Annotated in this window: 13 protein-coding genes and 4 pseudogenes; 11 read left to right on the forward strand and 6 right to left on the reverse strand. The window is 65.4% G+C overall.

Going from position 1 to position 17,527, the window contains the following annotated elements:
- Nucleotides 1–14: 14 nt before the first annotated feature.
- Complete coding sequence (locus CKW46_RS05680; protein WP_020788822.1) at nucleotides 15–794, reverse strand: site-2 protease family protein; 780 nt, start codon at nucleotides 792–794, stop codon at nucleotides 15–17.
- Nucleotides 795–804: 10 nt separating this feature from the next.
- On the reverse strand, nucleotides 805–1,482 hold the full coding sequence (locus CKW46_RS05685) for a hypothetical protein (protein ID WP_015354370.1): 678 nt from the start codon (nucleotides 1,480–1,482) through the stop codon (nucleotides 805–807).
- Between the two features lie 90 nt (nucleotides 1,483–1,572).
- Here CKW46_RS05685 and CKW46_RS05690 point away from each other — a divergent pair, with 90 nt between their 5' ends.
- Nucleotides 1,573–2,871 carry an adenylosuccinate synthase gene (locus CKW46_RS05690; protein ID WP_015354371.1) on the forward strand — a complete coding sequence of 433 codons (1,299 nt, stop codon included), beginning with the start codon at nucleotides 1,573–1,575 and terminating at the stop codon, nucleotides 2,869–2,871.
- Nucleotides 2,868–3,527, forward strand: a complete 660-nt coding sequence (locus tag CKW46_RS05695) for a PaaI family thioesterase (RefSeq protein ID WP_117436822.1) — start codon at nucleotides 2,868–2,870, stop codon at nucleotides 3,525–3,527. Before CKW46_RS05690 ends, CKW46_RS05695 begins: the two co-directional genes overlap by 4 nt.
- Here CKW46_RS05695 and CKW46_RS05700 read toward each other — a convergent pair.
- Nucleotides 3,524–4,214, reverse strand: a pseudogene (locus CKW46_RS05700) (alpha/beta hydrolase fold domain-containing protein). The gene CKW46_RS05695 and the pseudogene CKW46_RS05700 overlap by 4 nt on opposite strands.
- Nucleotides 4,215–4,999: 785 nt before the next feature.
- On the opposite strand from CKW46_RS05700, the gene CKW46_RS05705 reads away from it, so the two are divergent.
- The 5 genes and pseudogenes from CKW46_RS05705 to CKW46_RS05725 all read left to right on the forward strand — a co-directional run bounded on the left by CKW46_RS05705 (nucleotide 5,000) and on the right by CKW46_RS05725 (nucleotide 8,953).
- Nucleotides 5,000–5,158, forward strand: a complete 159-nt coding sequence (locus tag CKW46_RS05705; RefSeq protein WP_240274321.1) for a hypothetical protein — start codon at nucleotides 5,000–5,002, stop codon at nucleotides 5,156–5,158.
- A 187-nt stretch (nucleotides 5,159–5,345) separates the two neighbouring features.
- Entirely contained in the window at nucleotides 5,346–5,648 is a 303-nt protein-coding gene (locus CKW46_RS05710) for an FAD-dependent oxidoreductase (protein ID WP_142925500.1), read from the forward strand.
- Between the two features lie 144 nt (nucleotides 5,649–5,792).
- Nucleotides 5,793–6,996, forward strand: a pseudogene (locus CKW46_RS05715) (ISAs1-like element IS2404/ISMul1 family transposase).
- Between the two features lie 25 nt (nucleotides 6,997–7,021).
- The gene (locus CKW46_RS05720) at nucleotides 7,022–7,630 is read left to right on the forward strand and encodes a hypothetical protein (protein ID WP_051045761.1); all 609 of its coding nucleotides are present in this window, start codon (nucleotides 7,022–7,024) and stop codon (nucleotides 7,628–7,630) included.
- A 119-nt stretch (nucleotides 7,631–7,749) separates the two neighbouring features.
- Nucleotides 7,750–8,953: pseudogene (locus CKW46_RS05725) on the forward strand (ISAs1-like element IS2404/ISMul1 family transposase).
- Nucleotides 8,954–9,320: 367 nt separating this feature from the next.
- Here CKW46_RS05725 and CKW46_RS05730 read toward each other — a convergent pair.
- Together CKW46_RS05730 and CKW46_RS05735 are read right to left on the reverse strand one after the other, a co-directional pair.
- Nucleotides 9,321–10,667, reverse strand: a complete 1,347-nt coding sequence (locus CKW46_RS05730) for a PPE family protein (RefSeq protein ID WP_482052952.1) — start codon at nucleotides 10,665–10,667, stop codon at nucleotides 9,321–9,323.
- Complete coding sequence (locus CKW46_RS05735; protein ID WP_015354378.1) at nucleotides 10,664–10,795, reverse strand: hypothetical protein; 132 nt, start codon at nucleotides 10,793–10,795, stop codon at nucleotides 10,664–10,666. Before CKW46_RS05735 ends, CKW46_RS05730 begins: the two co-directional genes overlap by 4 nt.
- A 333-nt stretch (nucleotides 10,796–11,128) precedes the next feature.
- Between CKW46_RS05735 and purT the strand changes: the two are divergent.
- The 3 genes and pseudogenes from purT to CKW46_RS05750 all read left to right on the forward strand — a co-directional run bounded on the left by purT (nucleotide 11,129) and on the right by CKW46_RS05750 (nucleotide 14,216).
- Nucleotides 11,129–12,465 (forward strand): annotated as a pseudogene (gene purT / locus CKW46_RS05740) (formate-dependent phosphoribosylglycinamide formyltransferase).
- Nucleotides 12,462–12,890, forward strand: coding sequence for a rhodanese-like domain-containing protein (locus CKW46_RS05745; protein WP_482052953.1), 429 nt, complete (start codon nucleotides 12,462–12,464; stop codon nucleotides 12,888–12,890). The pseudogene purT and the gene CKW46_RS05745 overlap by 4 nt, the downstream one beginning before the upstream one ends.
- Before the next feature lie 105 nt (nucleotides 12,891–12,995).
- Nucleotides 12,996–14,216, forward strand: coding sequence for an O-succinylhomoserine sulfhydrylase (locus tag CKW46_RS05750; protein ID WP_482053371.1), 1,221 nt, complete (start codon nucleotides 12,996–12,998; stop codon nucleotides 14,214–14,216).
- A gap of 54 nt (nucleotides 14,217–14,270) precedes the next feature.
- Here the strand turns inward: CKW46_RS05750 and CKW46_RS05755 are convergent, their stop codons facing one another.
- On the reverse strand, nucleotides 14,271–15,686 hold the full coding sequence (locus CKW46_RS05755) for an NAD(P)/FAD-dependent oxidoreductase (protein WP_020727992.1): 1,416 nt from the start codon (nucleotides 15,684–15,686) through the stop codon (nucleotides 14,271–14,273).
- A 643-nt stretch (nucleotides 15,687–16,329) separates the two neighbouring features.
- On the opposite strand from CKW46_RS05755, the gene CKW46_RS05760 reads away from it, so the two are divergent.
- Nucleotides 16,330–17,520 carry an MFS transporter gene (locus CKW46_RS05760; protein WP_482052954.1) on the forward strand — a complete coding sequence of 397 codons (1,191 nt, stop codon included), beginning with the start codon at nucleotides 16,330–16,332 and terminating at the stop codon, nucleotides 17,518–17,520.
- Nucleotides 17,521–17,527: the final 7 nt, after the last annotated feature.

The following is a 17,527-nucleotide window of genomic DNA, read 5'->3' on the forward strand; positions in this document are numbered from 1 at the left end:
TATTGCAACCGCGGTCAGATCCACTGACTCCAGAAGCGGGTCAGCGAGTTGCCGACCATCGCCAGTAGATGGGGCACCCCGGAAAAATCGAAGACCCAACCGACAAACTCGAACAGCCACTGGTTGAGTACCGGCGCCAAGAGCAAGAACAGCAGGATGAAGATGCCAAATTGCTTGGCGGGTGCCAGCGCGCGCTGAGTCTGTGGGCTCAGATGGGGCTCCAATGCGTCGTAGCCGTCCAGACCGGGGATCGGCAGCAGGTTCAGCACCACCGCCATGATCTGCAGAAAACCCAGGAACGCCACTCCGGCCCACAACACCCAGTGGTCCTGGTCATAGAACAATCTGGTTGCGGTAAGCAGCAACACCGCCAGCACCACGTTGGCGGCCGGCCCCGCCAGACTGACCAAGGTGCGCCGGGTCGGCGTCATGAACCACGTCCGCACGTACACCGCGGCACCCGGTAGTCCGATTCCGCCCAACGCGATGAAAACCATCGGCAACAGCAGCGACAGCGCGGGGTGGCTGTAGCGCCGCGGGTCCAGGGTCAGGTAAGCGCGCACCGCGACGTCATGATCACCGAATCGCCAGGCGGTGAACGCATGCCCGAACTCGTGCAGGCATAGCGAGACCAGCCAGCCGGCGATGACGAAGACGAACACCCCGGCATACGCCAAGGGGCGGACGCTGGATCCCGCCAGCCAGGCCAGCGCCGCTCCAACTGTCGTCAGCCCGACCAGGCCCAGAAAGATCGGGCTGGGTCGCACCGACTCGTGCAGGCCCATTTCGCTCACCGGTCGAAAGCTACCGGACCAGCAGCCAGCCTTCGACGTTGCGGTAGAACGTGGAGCGCCGCACGGCCCGGGGTGCCGGGATACCGTCGCGGATCACTCGGGCGCCGCTGGTGCCCAGCTGGGCGGCGCGTCCGCCAATCCAACGTCGCCATGGTCTGCGCTCGTGCAAGGCGGCCCGCAGGCCGGGAAGCTCCAGCGTCGGCTGGATGTAGACACCGGCAATGTCGCCGTCGAACAGCGTGTTGTCGTCGACGACCGCCTCGCCGTGGATCGTCTGCTCGTCATCGGCGGGTAGCCAGCGGGCGCGGCCGACGATCACCGTCGCGGTTTCGTCGCGAATCAGCGGCACCCGCCCCGCGCTGCCGCGCCGGGCGCGCCATGCGCCGCGGCGTCCCGCGGCCAACCGGTACACCCGGGTCGCTGTGGTGCGCCGGCGCGGCACATAGGCCACCTCGATGTCGAGTCGGTCGGTCCGCAGTAGCCGGGTCAGCATCGCGGCCAGGTCGGCATCACCGCCGATCACAGCGAGCCGTGGGTAGGCGGCCAGCGCGGCGTCGATGGAGGCGGAATCGCCGACTTGATGGGTCGGCAGGCCGGTCAGTGCGGCGGGCACGGCTTGACCATCGAACACCAGTACCGCCATGCTTGGCGTGTTCGCGGCCGATTTCACCCCCATATTGCTGCCCATTCTTGAAGCTCCTCCTGACCTCCTGGGTAGGGTAGGTCACCGGCTGGAACACAATAAGCGGGCTTAACCCGTGAGACCAGGGAGCGCGTCATGCCGGCAATCGTCCTCATCGGAGCCCAGTGGGGCGACGAGGGCAAAGGTAAAGCCACCGATCTACTCGGTGGACGGGTGCAGTGGGTGGTGCGCTACCAGGGCGGTAACAACGCCGGGCACACCGTGGTCTTGCCCTCCGGCGAGAACTTCGCGTTGCACCTCATTCCGTCCGGCGTGCTGACGCCGGGGGTCACCAACGTGATTGGCAACGGAGTCGTGATAGACCCAGGGGTCCTGCTCAGCGAGCTGAAAGGGCTGGAAGATCGCGGGGTCGACACCTCCAAGCTGTTGATCTCCGCGGACGCGCATCTGCTGATGCCGTACCACGTGGCCATCGACAAGGTGACCGAGCGCTACATGGGTAGCAAGAAAATCGGGACCACCGGTCGCGGTATCGGCCCGTGCTACCAGGACAAGGTCGCCCGAATGGGCATTCGGGTGGCCGATGTGCTCGACACCGACCAGCTCGCGCACAAGGTCGAGGCGGCCCTCGAATTCAAGAACCAGGTGCTGGTCAAGATCTACAACCGCAAGGCGCTGGATCCGGACCAGGTGGTCGAGTCGCTATTGGAGCAGGCCGAGGGTTTCCGCCATCGCATCGCCGACGCTCGCTTGCTGCTCAACAACGCGCTGGAGGCCGGCGAGACGGTGTTGCTGGAAGGTTCCCAGGGCACCCTGCTCGACGTCGACCACGGCACCTACCCGTACGTGACGTCCTCCAATCCGACGGCCGGCGGGGCTGCCGTTGGTTCCGGCATCGGACCCACCCGGATTCGCACGGTGTTGGGGATTCTCAAGGCGTACACCACCCGGGTGGGCTCCGGCCCGTTCCCCACCGAGCTGTTCGACGACAGCGGCGAATACCTGTCCAAGACCGGTGGCGAATTCGGCGTCACCACCGGCCGGCGCCGCCGCTGTGGCTGGTTCGACGCCGTCATCGCGCGCTACGCCACCCGGGTCAACGGCATCACCGACTACTTCTTGACCAAACTCGACGTGCTCTCCAGCCTGGAAACGGTGCCGGTGTGCGTCGGATATGAGATCGACGGCAAACGCACCAGTGAGATGCCGATGACCCAAAGCGATCTGTGCCGTGCCAAACCGGTCTACGAGGAGCTACCGGGCTGGTGGGAGGACATCTCGGCGGCACGCGAATTCGACGACCTGCCGGCCAAGGCCCGCGACTATGTGCTGCGGCTCGAAGAGATTGCCGGAGCGCCGGTTTCGTGCATTGGTGTCGGTCCCGGACGGGACCAGACCATCGTTCGACGGGACATCCTGCAGGAACGCGCGTGACCCATTATTCTTCGCTCGGATCGGAAGGATCCGGGGAAGAAGTCGATCCCGAATACGAGCATCACGGCGGGTTCCCGGAGTACGGACCCGCCAGCCCCGGTCCTGGCTTTGGCCGATTCGTGGCAGCGATGCGCCGATTGCAGGATCTGGCCGTGTCTGCCGATCCCGGTGACGGCGTGTGGGACCAAGCCGCCGAGCAGGCCGACGCACTGGCAAGCCTGCTCGGTCCGTTCCAGGCCGATGAGGGACAAGGGCCCGCCGGGCGAACACCCGATCTGCCCGGCATGGGCAGCCTGCTGCTGCCACCGTGGACATTGCCCCGCTACGCCCCCGACGGTGTGGAAATGCGGGGATCGTTCAGCCGATTCCATGTCGGCGGCAACTCGGCGGTGCACGGTGGCGTGCTGCCGCTGTTGTTTGACCACATGTTCGGCATGATCTCGCACGCGGCGGCACGGCCCATTAGCCGAACCGCCTTCCTGCACGTCGACTACCGCAGGATCACCCCGATCGATACCCCGTTGCTGGTGCGTGGGCGGGTCACCCGCACCGAGGGCCGCAAGGCGTTCGTGGCCGCGGAACTGGTCGACGCCGACGAGGTGTTGTTGGCCGAAGCCAACGGTCTGATGGTGCGACTGCTACCGGACCAGCCCTAGCCCGTCGCCTGGCGGATGTACTCGCCGATCTGGCGCAGGCTGTACGTCGCCTCGGGCAGCATCGGCGCGGCCACCTGGAAATCGTGCAGTTGGCCGGGCCAGACGCGAACCTCGGCCCGAACCCCCGCTGCCGCCAACTTGCCCGCGGCCAGCCGTGCGTCGTGCAAGAGCGCTTCGGCCCCAGAGACGTGGATGAGGGTAGGGGGCAGGCCGGGGGCGATGTGTTCGAGCGGCTCGTAGATTTCTTCACGCCGGCCGGCGGTTTCGTTGCGGGCGGCGGCGCCCGCAACGATGGCGACCAGCGCATCGAACGCCCTGGCCGGAAACATCGCGTCTGACTTGATGTTGGGATGGGCCTTCTTGGACCGCATTGCCAGCTGCAGCAGTGGTGAGATTGCCACCAGGGCGGCCTGGTTCCTCGCCGCGTGCTCGCAGGCGCTGCGCCAAGGCAAACGCGAGGTAGCCGCCCGCAGAATCGCCGGCCAGCACGATCTGCTCCGGGGCATGTCCGCGCAGCCGCAGCCACAGGTACGCGTCATGACAATCCTCGAGCGCCATCCCGACCGTGTGCTTGGGCACCAGCCGATAGTTGACGACCAGAAGAGGTGAGTCCGCAAATTTTGACAGCGTGCCGGCGAGCCTGGCGTGCGAGTGAATTCCACCCTTCAGGAAGGCGCCGCCGTGCATGTAAAGGACTACCCGACGGCTGCCGTCCGGCGGTGGCACGCCCGACGCGCGGACCAGATGTCCCGAGGCATTTGGCAGGCTCACCCTTTCCCCGATGATGCCCGATGCCCAGGTGATGGGCAGCAGCGCGAAATCGACCAGGCTCCACGGCCACGGTAGGTGCGGGAAGTGGCTAGCGACCGCAATAACCGGGCGGACCGTCAGTCGGGATGCCAGCGAGACCACCCGGGCAGCGATACTGGGGCCGGACTCGACGACCTCGACGTGGGCACCGTGGCCGCTCGCAGCTCTGCGCCCCACACGTCGATTCCGACGCGGGCGAATCGCGTCGTACGGCGGGCCGAATAGCTTGTCAAATATGGTCACTCGTGACACTTCACGCGTTGTTGTTCTTTCCGCAAGAATCGTTGCCTCAACAATTGATGTCGGCAGTCAATACTCCCTCTAGACCCATCGTTCGGATGTTTCTAGAGCGCTATGGATAACACAAATTCTCGATCGCGTTCTATCCGCATTTCTGGGCGCCGCGCGCGGCGGCGGAACGGCTGGTCAACGCGGTCGCGGTGGCGCGGCGGGGGGTGCCGGCTCGGGCGCCGCTCGCCAGCTAGGGTCGCCGGGATTGCCGCACGTCCCACGGCGGTGGCGTGCCATCCGAGTAGACGTGCTGTGCGGATTATGTAGCCAAAGGCCAACTTTAGGGCGGCTGGGCCCGGAGTCCGGTCCGGGCTCTGGCGATCCGCGGACACCCTCTGGTGGTGGTGTCTCCCGCGAGCTGTCCCGAGCGGATGGTTGAACAATTCGGGCCAAATTCGGCGGGCGGTGCTACGAGCGGGCGGCGAGTATTGGCGACATCAGGTTTGGCTCCGGCGGCGGATCACCGAAAGAAAATGAGCAACAACGTCGATGTTCTCGCAATTGCCGACGGCAAGTTCTCCGCATTTTAAATGCGAGTTGTACACGAGTTTTTAGCGATGCTAAATGTAGCTGGTGCCGAGATCGGCTCGGCCCCGTCGTCGCGGATCAACCGATCCGGGCTGAGCGTCAGATCCTTGGAGAGGAAATCGTCAATGCCGTTGCGCCCCCCGGTCGGCCGACGTTGGCGGGGCCCACCGGTACCGCGGCGGATGCATCATGACCAAGCGGATCGCGATAGTCGGCGCCGGAGCCGCCGGACTGAGTGCCGCGGTGCGGTTGCGAGATCGCGGCTACGACGACGTCACCGTGTTCGAAGGCGCGCAACAGGTGGGGGGGCAAGGCTTGCTCGGTCGAAGTCGATGGTCGCGACTACGACCTGGGTGCCGTCGTCATCACACCGCAGTACCCCAATGTGTTGGCCGCTCGCGGACCGCTACCGCGTGCCCACCTTCCCGCGCAGCGAGGCGGCGCTGGCTGTCGACCTCAAATCGGCCGACTGGATGGGGTTGGAACAGATGACCAGGGCTCCGGCGTTGTTGATTAGCAGGCTTGTGAGCTGGGTTGATGATCTTTGGTGCCGCGCTATTGGGGCCGGAGTGTAGGCACGGGCTATCTGGAGAACGATCGAGTTGGTTACTGTTCGTCGTTGGTCTGGAGTTGCCCGTGCCTACCGTTTCAGTATTGCCTGTGTCGTCGGTTCCAGAGGTGTTCGACCGCTGGAGTCCTGGTGAGCGCAGCGAGCTCATCGGATCGGAGTTTCTCGATGTGTTGGCCTCGGTGCCAGACCCGAGGGACCCACGCGGTCGGAGGTATTCGCTGATGGCTTTGTTGGCGATCGCGGTTCTGGCCACTGCCGCGGGGATGCGCGGCTATGCTGGTTTTGCTACATGGGCGGCCACCGCTCCCGATGATGTGTTGGCCTAATTAGGGGTCCGGTTCCGGCGGCCCAGTGAGAAGACCTTCCGCGCTGTTTTGTCTCGGCTAGACCCCGCCGACCTCAACGCCAGGATGGGCAGTTACTTCACTGCACACGTGGCCAGCAGCGACCCCAGTGGATTGGTGCCGATCGCGTTGGACGGCAAGATGCTGCGTGGTGCCTTTACGCGCCAAAGCGACAGCCACGCATCTCGTGTCGGTGTTCGCCCACCGTGCCCGATTGGTGCTCGGTCAACTCGCTGTCGCCGAGAAAAGCAATGAAATTCCCTGCGTACGTGCCCTGCTCACGCTGCTGCCGGGTAGCTTGCGGTGGCTGGTCACCGTGGATGCGATGCATACCCAGGTCGTCACCGCGAAGTTGATCTGCGCCACCTTGAAGTCGCACTACCTGATGATCGTCAAGTCCAACCAAGCCAAAATACTTGCGCGTATCACCGCGCTGCCCTGGGCCGAGGTGCCCGCAGCCGCTACCGACGACTCCCGCGGCCACGGCCGTGTCGAGACCCGCACCCTGCAAATCATCACCGCTGTACGAGGAATCGGCTTCCCCTACGCAAAACAAATCATCCGGATCACTCGTGAACGCTTGATCACCGCCACCGACCAGCGCAGCGTGGAGGTGGTCTATGCCATCTGCAGCCTGCCGTTCGAGCACGCCCGCCCTACCGCGATCATGACCTGGATGCGTCAACACTGGGGAATCGAGAACAGCCTGCACTGGATACGCGACGTCACCTTCGACGAAGACCGTCAAAGGGCACATACCGGAAACGGCGCACAGGTCCTAGCAACGCTACGCAACACCGCGATCAATCTGCACCGCCTCAACGGCGCCGACAACATCGCCGAAGCCTGCCGGATCACCGCTTTGACCGCCAACCGCCGCCTAGACCTCCTCAATCCACAATTCCCCAGCTCACAAGCCTGCTAATCAACAACGCCGGAGCCCTGAACAGATGACGCGGTCGATGCACCCGTCGCGGGAATATCTCAGCGCGGTAATTCGCGCGCTGCGCTATGTCAAACGGCATCGAAAGTTTTTCGACACACCTGGATTCTCTTTCAACCACTGTCCCGAACTGGGCTGGTTGCGCACCGAACTAGCGCTGCCATTCTCCGAATGGGCTGTGCGGCACCGGCTTACCCCGCTGACAACGATGTGGGAACCGTCCACCGTCGACATGGGGTACGGCCCGTACCGAGACGTCTCCGCGCTATACCTGCTGCACTACATGCTCTGCATTCCGCGCGGCAGCATTTACTCGGTGATGCTGAGGAGGCTGCGCAAGGGCGGGTTGGGATTCCGCAGTTTCACCTACGGTGCGCAATCGCTGTTCGAGGCGGTGGCCAAGGAGCATCGGGTATATACCGGTGTTGCGGTCACTGGGATCAAGCGCGCGACCGACTCGTGGCAACTCCTGACAGCCAATGATCGATCGCTGGGCTACTTCGACGCCGTTGCGTTGGTTCTCCCCTTGCACAATGCCCTGCAGTTGCTCGAGCCGCCCAACGATGGCACCCGAGCGGCTACCGCAATCGCGCAGGGCTCCGGCGTTGTTGATTAGCAGGCTTGTGAGCTGGGTTGATGATCTTTGGTGCCGCGCTATTGGGGCCGGAGTGTAGGCACGGGCTATCTGGAGAACGATCGAGTTGGTTACTGTTCGTCGTTGGTCTGGAGTTGCCCGTGCCTACCGTTTCAGTATTGCCTGTGTCGTCGGTTCCAGAGGTGTTCGACCGCTGGAGTCCTGGTGAGCGCAGCGAGCTCATCGGATCGGAGTTTCTCGATGTGTTGGCCTCGGTGCCAGACCCGAGGGACCCACGCGGTCGGAGGTATTCGCTGATGGCTTTGTTGGCGATCGCGGTTCTGGCCACTGCCGCGGGGATGCGCGGCTATGCTGGTTTTGCCACATGGGCGGCCACCGCTCCCGATGATGTGTTGGCCTAATTAGGGGTCCGGTTCCGGCGGCCCAGTGAGAAGACCTTCCGCGCTGTTTTGTCTCGGCTAGACCCCGCCGACCTCAACGCCAGGATGGGCAGTTACTTCACTGCACACGTGGCCAGCAGCGACCCCAGTGGATTGGTGCCGATCGCGTTGGACGGCAAGATGCTGCGTGGTGCCTTTACGCGCCAAAGCGACAGCCACGCATCTCGTGTCGGTGTTCGCCCACCGTGCCCGATTGGTGCTCGGTCAACTCGCTGTCGCCGAGAAAAGCAATGAAATTCCCTGCGTACGTGCCCTGCTCACGCTGCTGCCGGGTAGCTTGCGGTGGCTGGTCACCGTGGATGCGATGCATACCCAGGTCGTCACCGCGAAGTTGATCTGCGCCACCTTGAAGTCGCACTACCTGATGATCGTCAAGTCCAACCAAGCCAAAATACTTGCGCGTATCACCGCGCTGCCCTGGGCCGAGGTGCCCGCAGCCGCTACCGACGACTCCCGCGGCCACGGCCGTGTCGAGACCCGCACCCTGCAAATCATCACCGCTGCACGAGGAATCGGCTTCCCCTACGCAAAACAAATCATCCGGATCACTCGTGAACGCTTGATCACCGCCACCAACCAGCGCAGCGTGGAGGTGGTCTATGCCATCTGCAGCCTGCCGTTCGAGCACGCCCGCCCTACCGCGATCATGACCTGGATGCGTCAACACTGGGGAATCGAGAACAGCCTGCACTGGATACGCGACGTCACCTTCGACGAAGACCGTCAAAGGGCACATACCGGAAACGGCGCACAGGTCCTAGCAACGCTACGCAACACCGCGATCAATCTGCACCGCCTCAACGGCGCCGACAACATCGCCGAAGCCTGCCGGATCACCGCTTTGACCGCCAACCGCCGCCTAGACCTCCTCAATCCACAATTCCCCAGCTCACAAGCCTGCTAATCAACAACGCCGGAGCCCTGGGTACTTTGCGAAACGTTGCGCTCTTTCGGGGCATTGGTACTCCGGTACTCCTTCGCATCTGGACGCTGCGGTCCACTGGACGCGGTCGTTCGCACGCTTGACGGTGCACTCGGCTGGCCCCGACGACATGAATCAATGTCAGGCAACCATGCCTCCGGCACATAAATGCATAGCGAATCTATTTTATAGGTACGTATTACGCATGCACACATGCGCACCCGGCTATGTATATTAGCGACGCTCGCTAGAGTAGGCAACCGTAATTGACAACTATCTGCAAGCCCGCAACCGAAGTTGGTGACGGGCGTGCAGCAGTTCGGGCCGGTCGCCAGCCGTCGCGGTGGGGTTATTGGGCGGCGTTCGGATCGGGCGGAACCACGATGATGGTCGCTCCGGGAATTGCCGCCAGGGTGGCCGCCAGGTTGGCGACGACCCCCGGCGGTAGACCAGAGGGCAACCCCGGAATGTTTGCCGCGGCGGCGGCGGCCGGAACCGATGGGGTGTTCGCGGCCGGTCTGGCGGCCGCCGCGGCCCCACCGCCGCCCGCTGATGGCGCTCCCGTGGTTGGCGCGGGTGCCGAACCGCTGCCCCGGGCGGCAAAACCGGCCAGGCTGGCCCCGGCTATCCCCGCCGCCGCGATACCGGTGTATTGGCCATCGGACCCGCCGGTCAGATACATCGGGGTTGCGCCGGGGAACATCGCCGCCACCTGGCGCACCGCCGGAGGAAGATTCCAGGCCGGTGGCACCGAGAGTCCGCCGATGTTGGCCGAGTAGCCCGAAAGTGCAGCCACCGGCGGCGACGGCGGGCTCGCCAGCCGTTGCCCGCCCGGTGTGGTGATGGCGTCTCGGTCCGGGTTCCTCAGGCCCGCGGCCGGTAGCTCGTCGTACTCCCCGCCGCAGAGCGGAGCGTTCTCGTCTTCGTCGACGATGTCGTGGCGGTACACCTCGCCGAGCTGAATCGCGGAGACGCCCAAGGCGCCCAGGGAGACCACCACGGCTGCGAGGACCAGCAGGTCGAGGTCCTCGAATGGGTTTGGTATGGCGTTGAACGGGGCGGGCAGGAACGACTGGAGGAGGGGCAAAATGCTGGTTTCCGCCGGTGCGGCAGCGGCGGCGGCCGCCGGCACCGTGGCCGCGCTGAGCGCTTCGGTCCCGGTGGTTGTCGCAGCTGGCGAGGTGAAGGGTGCCAAGTCCGTCGCGGCCGCCGAGGTGCCGGCGTAGCCGTCCATCGCGACGATGTCCTGGGCCCACATTTCGCTGTAGTCGGCTTCGCTGGTTGCGATCGCCGGGGTGTTCTGCCCGAAAATGTTGCTCCGCACCAACGACAGCATGGTGCTGCGATTGGCCGCGATCTGGCCAGGAGGAACGATCGCCGCGTGCGCGGACTCGTAGGCGTTGGCGGCGCTGATGGCTTGGGCCGCGGCCTGCTCGGCCTGTGCGGCGGTGGACCGCATCCACGCCACATAGGGGGCCGCGGCGGCCGCCATCGACAGTGCCGAGGGGCCTTGCCAGTCAGCGGCGCCAAGCCCGGCGATCACCGAAGAATAGGAGGCGGCCGTGGCGTTCAGTTCGTTTGCCAGCCGCCCCCAGGCCCGGGCCGCCTGCACCAGCGGGGCCGAGCCCGGACCGGCATACATCCGGGCGGAATTGATCTCCGGGGGCAGCGCCCCGAAGTCCATCCCCATGGTCATTGCGGCCTACCTCCCCGGCTGGCCGCGGCGACGCCGGCGACGGCGTCTTGGGCGTGGGAAGCCGCGTCGGTGACGACCCGAGCGACGTTGGCTGGTGCCAGCGTCTCAGGCTGCGTCGTCAGGAACATCGACTTCTCCTCGACGGATTGGGTGGGACCGCGAAGGCCCCCGTTGCCGCTGAAATCGGATGGGGCCGCGCTGACCGGTTCAGTCCGCGCCTGCGGCCGTCAGATTTCGGGTACCTCGGACCATCGCTCGTCGCTCACTCGCCCCCACCTCCTTATGGCCAAGTTACACAGCGAGCTGTTTGCAGAGTTACACAATTTGTCAAGAAATGAGCACGGAAGCGTCGTTCTCCTATAGAGCCCTCTGGTAGAGGAGTCCTAGCGCCGTTCGCTGCTCCATCTGGCGCCCCTATCCTTGAGCGGCAGGGATGAAATTCCGAGCGAGAGGGTGAGCTGGTGACTGACGGCTTGACCGAAGGACACGACGAAGCCATCGGCAAGCATCAACGCCCGGCGACCGAAGGCGCCAACGCTCCCGAAGGCGACAAGACGACCACCATCGCGGTTCCGCCCGTTGGGACACCGCGGCGAGCCGAAGCCGACGTCCACGTCAGGCCTCGGGTCGTGCTCTTGGGAGGTGGCGAGCAGGGCCGCGAGCTGACGATCGCGCTGCAGGGCCTTGGAGCCGAGGTGATCGCCGTTGACACAGACGCCGATGCGCCCGCGCACCGCGTCGCCGATTAGGCGCTGGTGGTGGCGATGACCGATGCCGACGAGCTGAAGGTGGTCTTCACGCGGCTACGGCCGGATCTTGTGGTGCCGCTTACCGACGCGGTGAGCGTCGCTGCCCTCGACGCCCTGGCTGACCGCGCGCCCTCCGAAGGCGGGTCGATCGGGCTGGTGCCCAGCGCCCGGTGTGTCCGGCTTGCTGGCGATCGCGAGGCCTTGCGCAAGCTGGCCGCCGACCAGCTCGGCCTGCCCACCGCGCCGTTCTGGTTCGTCGGATCCCTTGGCGAGCTCGAGGCGGTCGCCGCACACGTGGGCTACCCGCTGCTCGTCAAGCCGGTAGCCGGCGCCGACGGTCCGCGGCGGTCTTTGGTCCGTGGGCCCGACGAAGTGGAGGCCGCCTGGGCGCGGGCTGTCGCGGGCGGGCCTGCGGGAGCCCCACCCCGGGTGTGGGCCGAGACCCAGGTTGAGGTCGAGTTTTTGGTCACTTTGATCGCGGTGTGCAGCCAGGGGCCGCAAGGTCCGCGCATCGACTTCTGCGCACCCATCGGCCACGGTGGCGACGGTGGTGACCAGGAATCCTGGCAGCCGCAGAAGGTGAGTGTGGCCGCACTCGATGCGGCGAAGTCGATCGCCGCCCGCATCGTCAAGGCGCTGGGGGATGTGGGGTTTTCGGTGTCGAGTTGATGGTCAACGGCGACGAGGTCTACTTTGCCGACGTCCAACCATTCCCGAGGGATACCGCGCGGGTTACCCTGCGTAGCCAACGCCTTTCTGTCTCCGAGTTGCAAGCAAGGGCGATCTTGGGCTTTGCGGCGGACACGTTGATGGTGTCACCCGGTGCTGCTCGGTTGATCGGTGCGGCGACCGTTGGTCCGGTGCCGGGCGCCGATGCGCTGGCCGCGGCACTCGCCGTGCCCGAAAGCGATGTCCGGGTGTTCGGGCGTCCGCGTGCCGGTTCCTCCGGCCTCGGCGTGGCACTGGCCACCGCACCCGATGTCGCTGTCGCTCGCGATTGCGCCCGCGAGGTCGTGGACCGGCTGAATGTGCGAGACTCACGCGGGTGAGTTACGCGGGAGATATCACGCCGCTCGAGGCCTGGACGATGCTGCGCGACAACGCTGCGGCGGTGCTGGTCGACGTGCGCACCACCGCCGAGTGGCATTTCGTCGGCGTACCGGACCTGTCGAGCCTTGGCCGGGACGCGATCTACATCCAATGGAGCACTCTCGACGGTAGGCCCAACGCGGACTTCCTCACCGAACTGCAGGATGCCGTCGCGCCAGCGGGTTCCACCGCGGAGGGGGAGCGGCCCGTCGTTTTCCTGTGTCGCTCCGGCGCCCGCTCGATCTGCGCCGCAGAAGCCGCGACCGCGGCGGGGATCACGCCGGCCTACAACGTGCTGGACGGGTTCGAAGGACACCTGGACGCCCAGGGGCATCGAGGTGTGGTGGGCTGGCGGGCGGTCGGCTTGCCCTGGCGGCAGGGATGAAGCCGCGATGACCTGGATCGACAAGTACGTGGAGGCGCTGCCGGTGCTGGCGATGCCGACGACGGCTTGTGTCGCAGGACTGCGCCCGTGACCGACGATCGGTCGGTGCCAGAGGCCGAGCGGCCCAAGAATCCCCGGAAGTTGCCCGATGGCGTCAGCCAGGCCACCATCGGCGTGCGCGGGGGCATGTTGCGGTCTGGATTCGACGAGACCGCCGAAACGCTGTATCTGACCTCGGGCTACGTATACGAGTCGGCCGCGATGGCCGAGCAGTCGTTCGCCGGCGAACTCGACCACTTTTTGTACTCGCGCTACGGCAATCCGACCGTGGCCATGTTCGAAGAACGCCTTCGGCTGATCGAAGCAGCTCCGGCCGTGTTCGCCACGGCCAGCGGTATGGCAGCGGTATTCACCGCTCTGGGTGCGCTGCTGGGTGCGGGCGACCGGCTGGTGGCGTCTCGCAGTCTGTTCGGGTCGTGCTTTGTGGTGTGCAACGAGATCCTGCCGCGCTGGGGCGTGGAAACGGTGTTCGTTGACGGTGACGACCTCGAGCAGTGGGAGCAAGCGCTATCGGTGCCCACCGAGGCGGTGTTCTTCGAAACGCCGTCCAACCCGATGCAATCGCTGGTCGACATCGCCGCGGTGACCGAGCTGGCGCATGCCGCGGGCGCAAAAGTTGTGCTGAACAACGTTTTTGCTACTCCGCTGCTGCAGCAGGGAATTCCGCTCGGGGTCGATGTGGTGGTGTACTCGGGTACCAAGCACATCGACGGTCAGGGCAGGGTGCTGGGCGGTGCCATTCTTGGCGACCAGGACTACATCGATGGGCCGGTGCAGAAGCTGATGCGCCACACCGGTCCGGCGCTCAGCGCTTTCAACGCCTGGACTCTACTCAAAGGTCTTGAGAAGCTTGCGATTCGGGTTCAGCATAGTAATTCCTCGGCGCTGCGCATCGCCGAGTTTCTGCAGGGCCACCCCGCGGTGCGATGGGTGCGTTATCCGTATCTGCCCTCACATCCGCAGTATGACCTGGCCAAGCGTCAGATGTCTGGCGGCGGAACCGTGGTGACGTTTGCACTCGACGCCCCGGAAAGTGCGGCCAAGCGGCGCGCTTTCGAAGTGCTCGACAAGCTGAGATTGATTGACATCTCCAATAACCTCGGCGACACCAAATCGTTGATCACCCACCCGGCAACCACGACGCACCGGGCGATGGGCCCGGAGGGTCGCGCCGCGATCGGGCTCGGTGACGCAGTGGTGCGCATTTCGGTCGGGCTGGAGGGCGCCGAGGATCTGATCGCCGATATTGATCAGGCACTCGGCTAGCGGCAACGCGGATGCATCCGCTAAAGCCGTTGTGCTAGGGCGAATTTCGCCGCATCAACCGGTCGCCCGTTGCTCGGCCTGTTCGGCGTGTTCGGCCGCCGACAGCGCGTCTTCTTCGGCCCGCGCCTGAAGATAGCGCATCGCCAATCTGGCGTAGACCATCTGGCTGGTGATCGCCATCTGACCGCGAGTGCGGCCCAAAAAGGCTAGCCCCCAAGAGAACGCGGCGGCGACGCGATTGCGGTGGCCCACCAGGTACAGCAGATGCAGGAACAGCCATGCCAGCCAGGCGATGAAGCCGGCGAACTCCACCTTGCCGACTTTGGCGACGGCACTGTAGTGGGAGATAAGTGCCATGCTGCCCTTGTTGAAATACTGGAATGGCTTGCGGTTGGCCGGGTCGTCGTGACCTTTCACCGCTTGCTTGATGGTCTTGGTGGCGTAGTGCGCTCCCTGGATCGCGCCCTGGGCCATCCCGGGTACGCCGGGTACCGACATCAAGTCGCCGATCACGAAGACGTGCGGGTGCCCCTTGACGGTGAGGTCGGGTTCCACGATCACGCGTCCGGCGCGGTCCGTCTCGGTTCCATCGGACTGCTCGGCGATCATCTTGCCCAGCGGACTGGCCTGCACCCCCGCCGCCCACACCTTGCACGCACAGTCGATGCGGCGCTCGGTTCCGTCCTTGTCCTTGACGGTGATGCCTTTGTAGTCGACGGCGGTCACCATCGCGTTGAGCTGAATTTCGACGTCCATCTTTTCCAGCTTTTTCTGCGCCTTAAGGCCCAACTTCGGGCCCATGGGCGGCAACACCGCTGGCGCGGCATCCAGCAGGATGACCCGGCATTCGCTGGGGGTAATGGTCCGAAATGCCCCGGCCAGGGTGCGCTCGGCGAGTTGCACGATCTCTCCGGCGAGTTCGACACCGGTGGGCCCGGCCCCGACCACGACGAAGGTCAGGCGCCGCTCGCGCTCGTCGTGATCGGTGGCGACTTCGGCGGCTTCGAACGCGCCGAGGATGCGGCCGCGCAGCTCCAGCGCGTCATCGATGGTTTTCATGCCGGGGGCGAAGATGGCGAAATCGTCATTGCCGAAGTAGGACTGCTGCGCGCCGGCCGCCACGATGAGGCTGTCATAGGGCGACACGGTCGTCATGTCCATCAACTTCGAGGTGACCGTCTGCGCGTTCAGGTCGATGCCTATGACCTCACCCAGCAAGACCCGCACGTTTTTTTGCCTGCGCAGGATCAGCCGCGTGGTCGGGGCGATGTCACCTTCGGACAAGATCCCGGTGGCCACTTGATACAGCAGCGGCTGGAACAGATGAGTGGTCGTCTTCGAGATGAGGGTGATGTCGACGTCGGCCCGCTTGAGCGCTCTGGCCGCGCTCAGTCCGCCGAATCCGCTTCCGATGATGACGACGTGATGGCGCCTGCCTGCGGCCGAGGATTCGCTGGATGGGGGCGTCATGGTCCTCCTTCAGTTCTCCGTCAGCCGTGGTGATCACTGCGGCGCATGTACACCGTACGACTCCGCCGTGGCCACGTCGATCGTTTGGCCGCGGCGTCCGCCGATGCTGGGCGCGATAGTCGCGCCCGTGCCTTCCCGAGACCTTTGGCCGCACAGACATACGGGTATGCGGTATGTCCGGAATCCGGCATCGCCCCACCGAGCTGGGACTATCCAATAAGCTGCGGCGGCTTGCTGGCCAGGACAGCTCATCGATGCTCGGGGAGATGCTCGGACGGCTGCCGGCCGGTGAGTGGTGCCGATATTTGGGCTGACGGCGGTATGGCGTCACACGCAATTTACGGAGTGCTTACGAAATGGATTTCCGGATCGGGTCGTTGCCCCATCATTCGGGCATCCTTTTCGGTGATAACCCCACTTCCATGCCGACGTTCCACGACAATATTCTCTTATGGTGGTGACGCTTCTTGCTCGGTTATCAAAGAAGCGTCACCGCTACAGCGAGCGGGTCGGCTCGAGAGCGGCTTCGCCTCGACCACGGGTCGGGTGCCCGACACTTTCCGGGCCGGAAGGCCGGGGGCGGCAGTCGCGAAGTTCCGGGTGGTGCCACCCGATCGGGCGGATAGAGCCGGTCACCGCGACGATGACCGACTCCTCGCGGCGGGTGGTCCTAGCCGCCGTCGGCTTCACGTTCTTCATCGACATGCTGGTGTACGGCATCGTCGTGCCGGTACTGCCGAGGTTGGCCAAACCCGCCGGGCTCGAGTTCTTGGGTGTGGGTGTGGTCTTCGCGTGCTACGGGTTGGCGTATTTCGTCCTGACCCCCGTGGCCGGATGGCTGATCGATCGTCGCGGAAGCAGGTCGGTGTTCCTGTCCGGGGCCATCATCCTGATGCTGGCGACGCTCGCGTTCGGTTACGCCAGCAGCCCCGTCGGACTCGTGACCTGCCGCGTACTGCAGGGTGGTGCGGCGGCGGCAACCTGGGTGGCGGGCTACGCGACCCTGGTCGAGATATTCCCGCGTGAGCAGCGCGGTCGCGCGGTGGGGCTGGCGAGCATCGGTACCGCGCTGGGCGCGCTTCTCGGACCCGCGTTGGGCGGCCTGGCTTATGAGGCCAGCGGACCCCACGCGCCCTTTCTAGGCGCGGCCGGGTTGTCCGCGCTGGCGGTGGCCGCCCTCGCCGCGTCGCTACCGCAGGCGGCGGGCGGCCAGGCGTCGGGGCCGGGCATGTGGTCCGGTGAGCGGGCGTTTCCGGGCCTGGCGGTCCCGTGGCTGGTGGCGGGCCTGGCGGTGGGGCTCGCGCTGGGCGCCGTCGAGGCAACACTGCCGATCGACCTGGTCGCCCGCTTCGACGCCTCGGGGGTAACCGTTGGGTTGCTGTTCGCGCTGACCACGGTGGCCTTCATCGTCACCTCGCAGTACGCCGGCCGACTATCAGACGCTGGGCGCCGGGCGCCGGTCCTGGCGGCGGGCTGGGTCACCCTCGGTATCGCCTTGGCCGTCATGGGCGTGCCGTCGGCGGTGGGCACCCAAGCGGCCGCGTTGGTCTTGCTGGGGGCCGGCCTCGGGGCGATGATCGCGACGATCATGCCCGCCCTTGCCGATGCCATGGAGTCGGCGGGGGGAGCCCAGCGGCCCGGGACGGCCGCGGCCGCCTACAACCTCGCCTTCAGTGCCGGCACGGTGGCAGGTGGCCCGCTTGCCGGCTGGATGGCCGACCTTCGCTCATTTCAAGATGCCGCGATGCTGATCGCCGTTGTGACGTTGACCTGCGGTGTGCTGGCGGCACTCGTCCACGCCGCAGTGGTCCGGCGAGCGGTCAGCGATGCCTGAGGGCGTC

Origin of the sequence: Mycobacterium liflandii (genome assembly GCF_022354805.1) — a bacterium.
Lineage (GTDB): Bacteria > Actinomycetota > Actinomycetes > Mycobacteriales > Mycobacteriaceae > Mycobacterium > Mycobacterium marinum.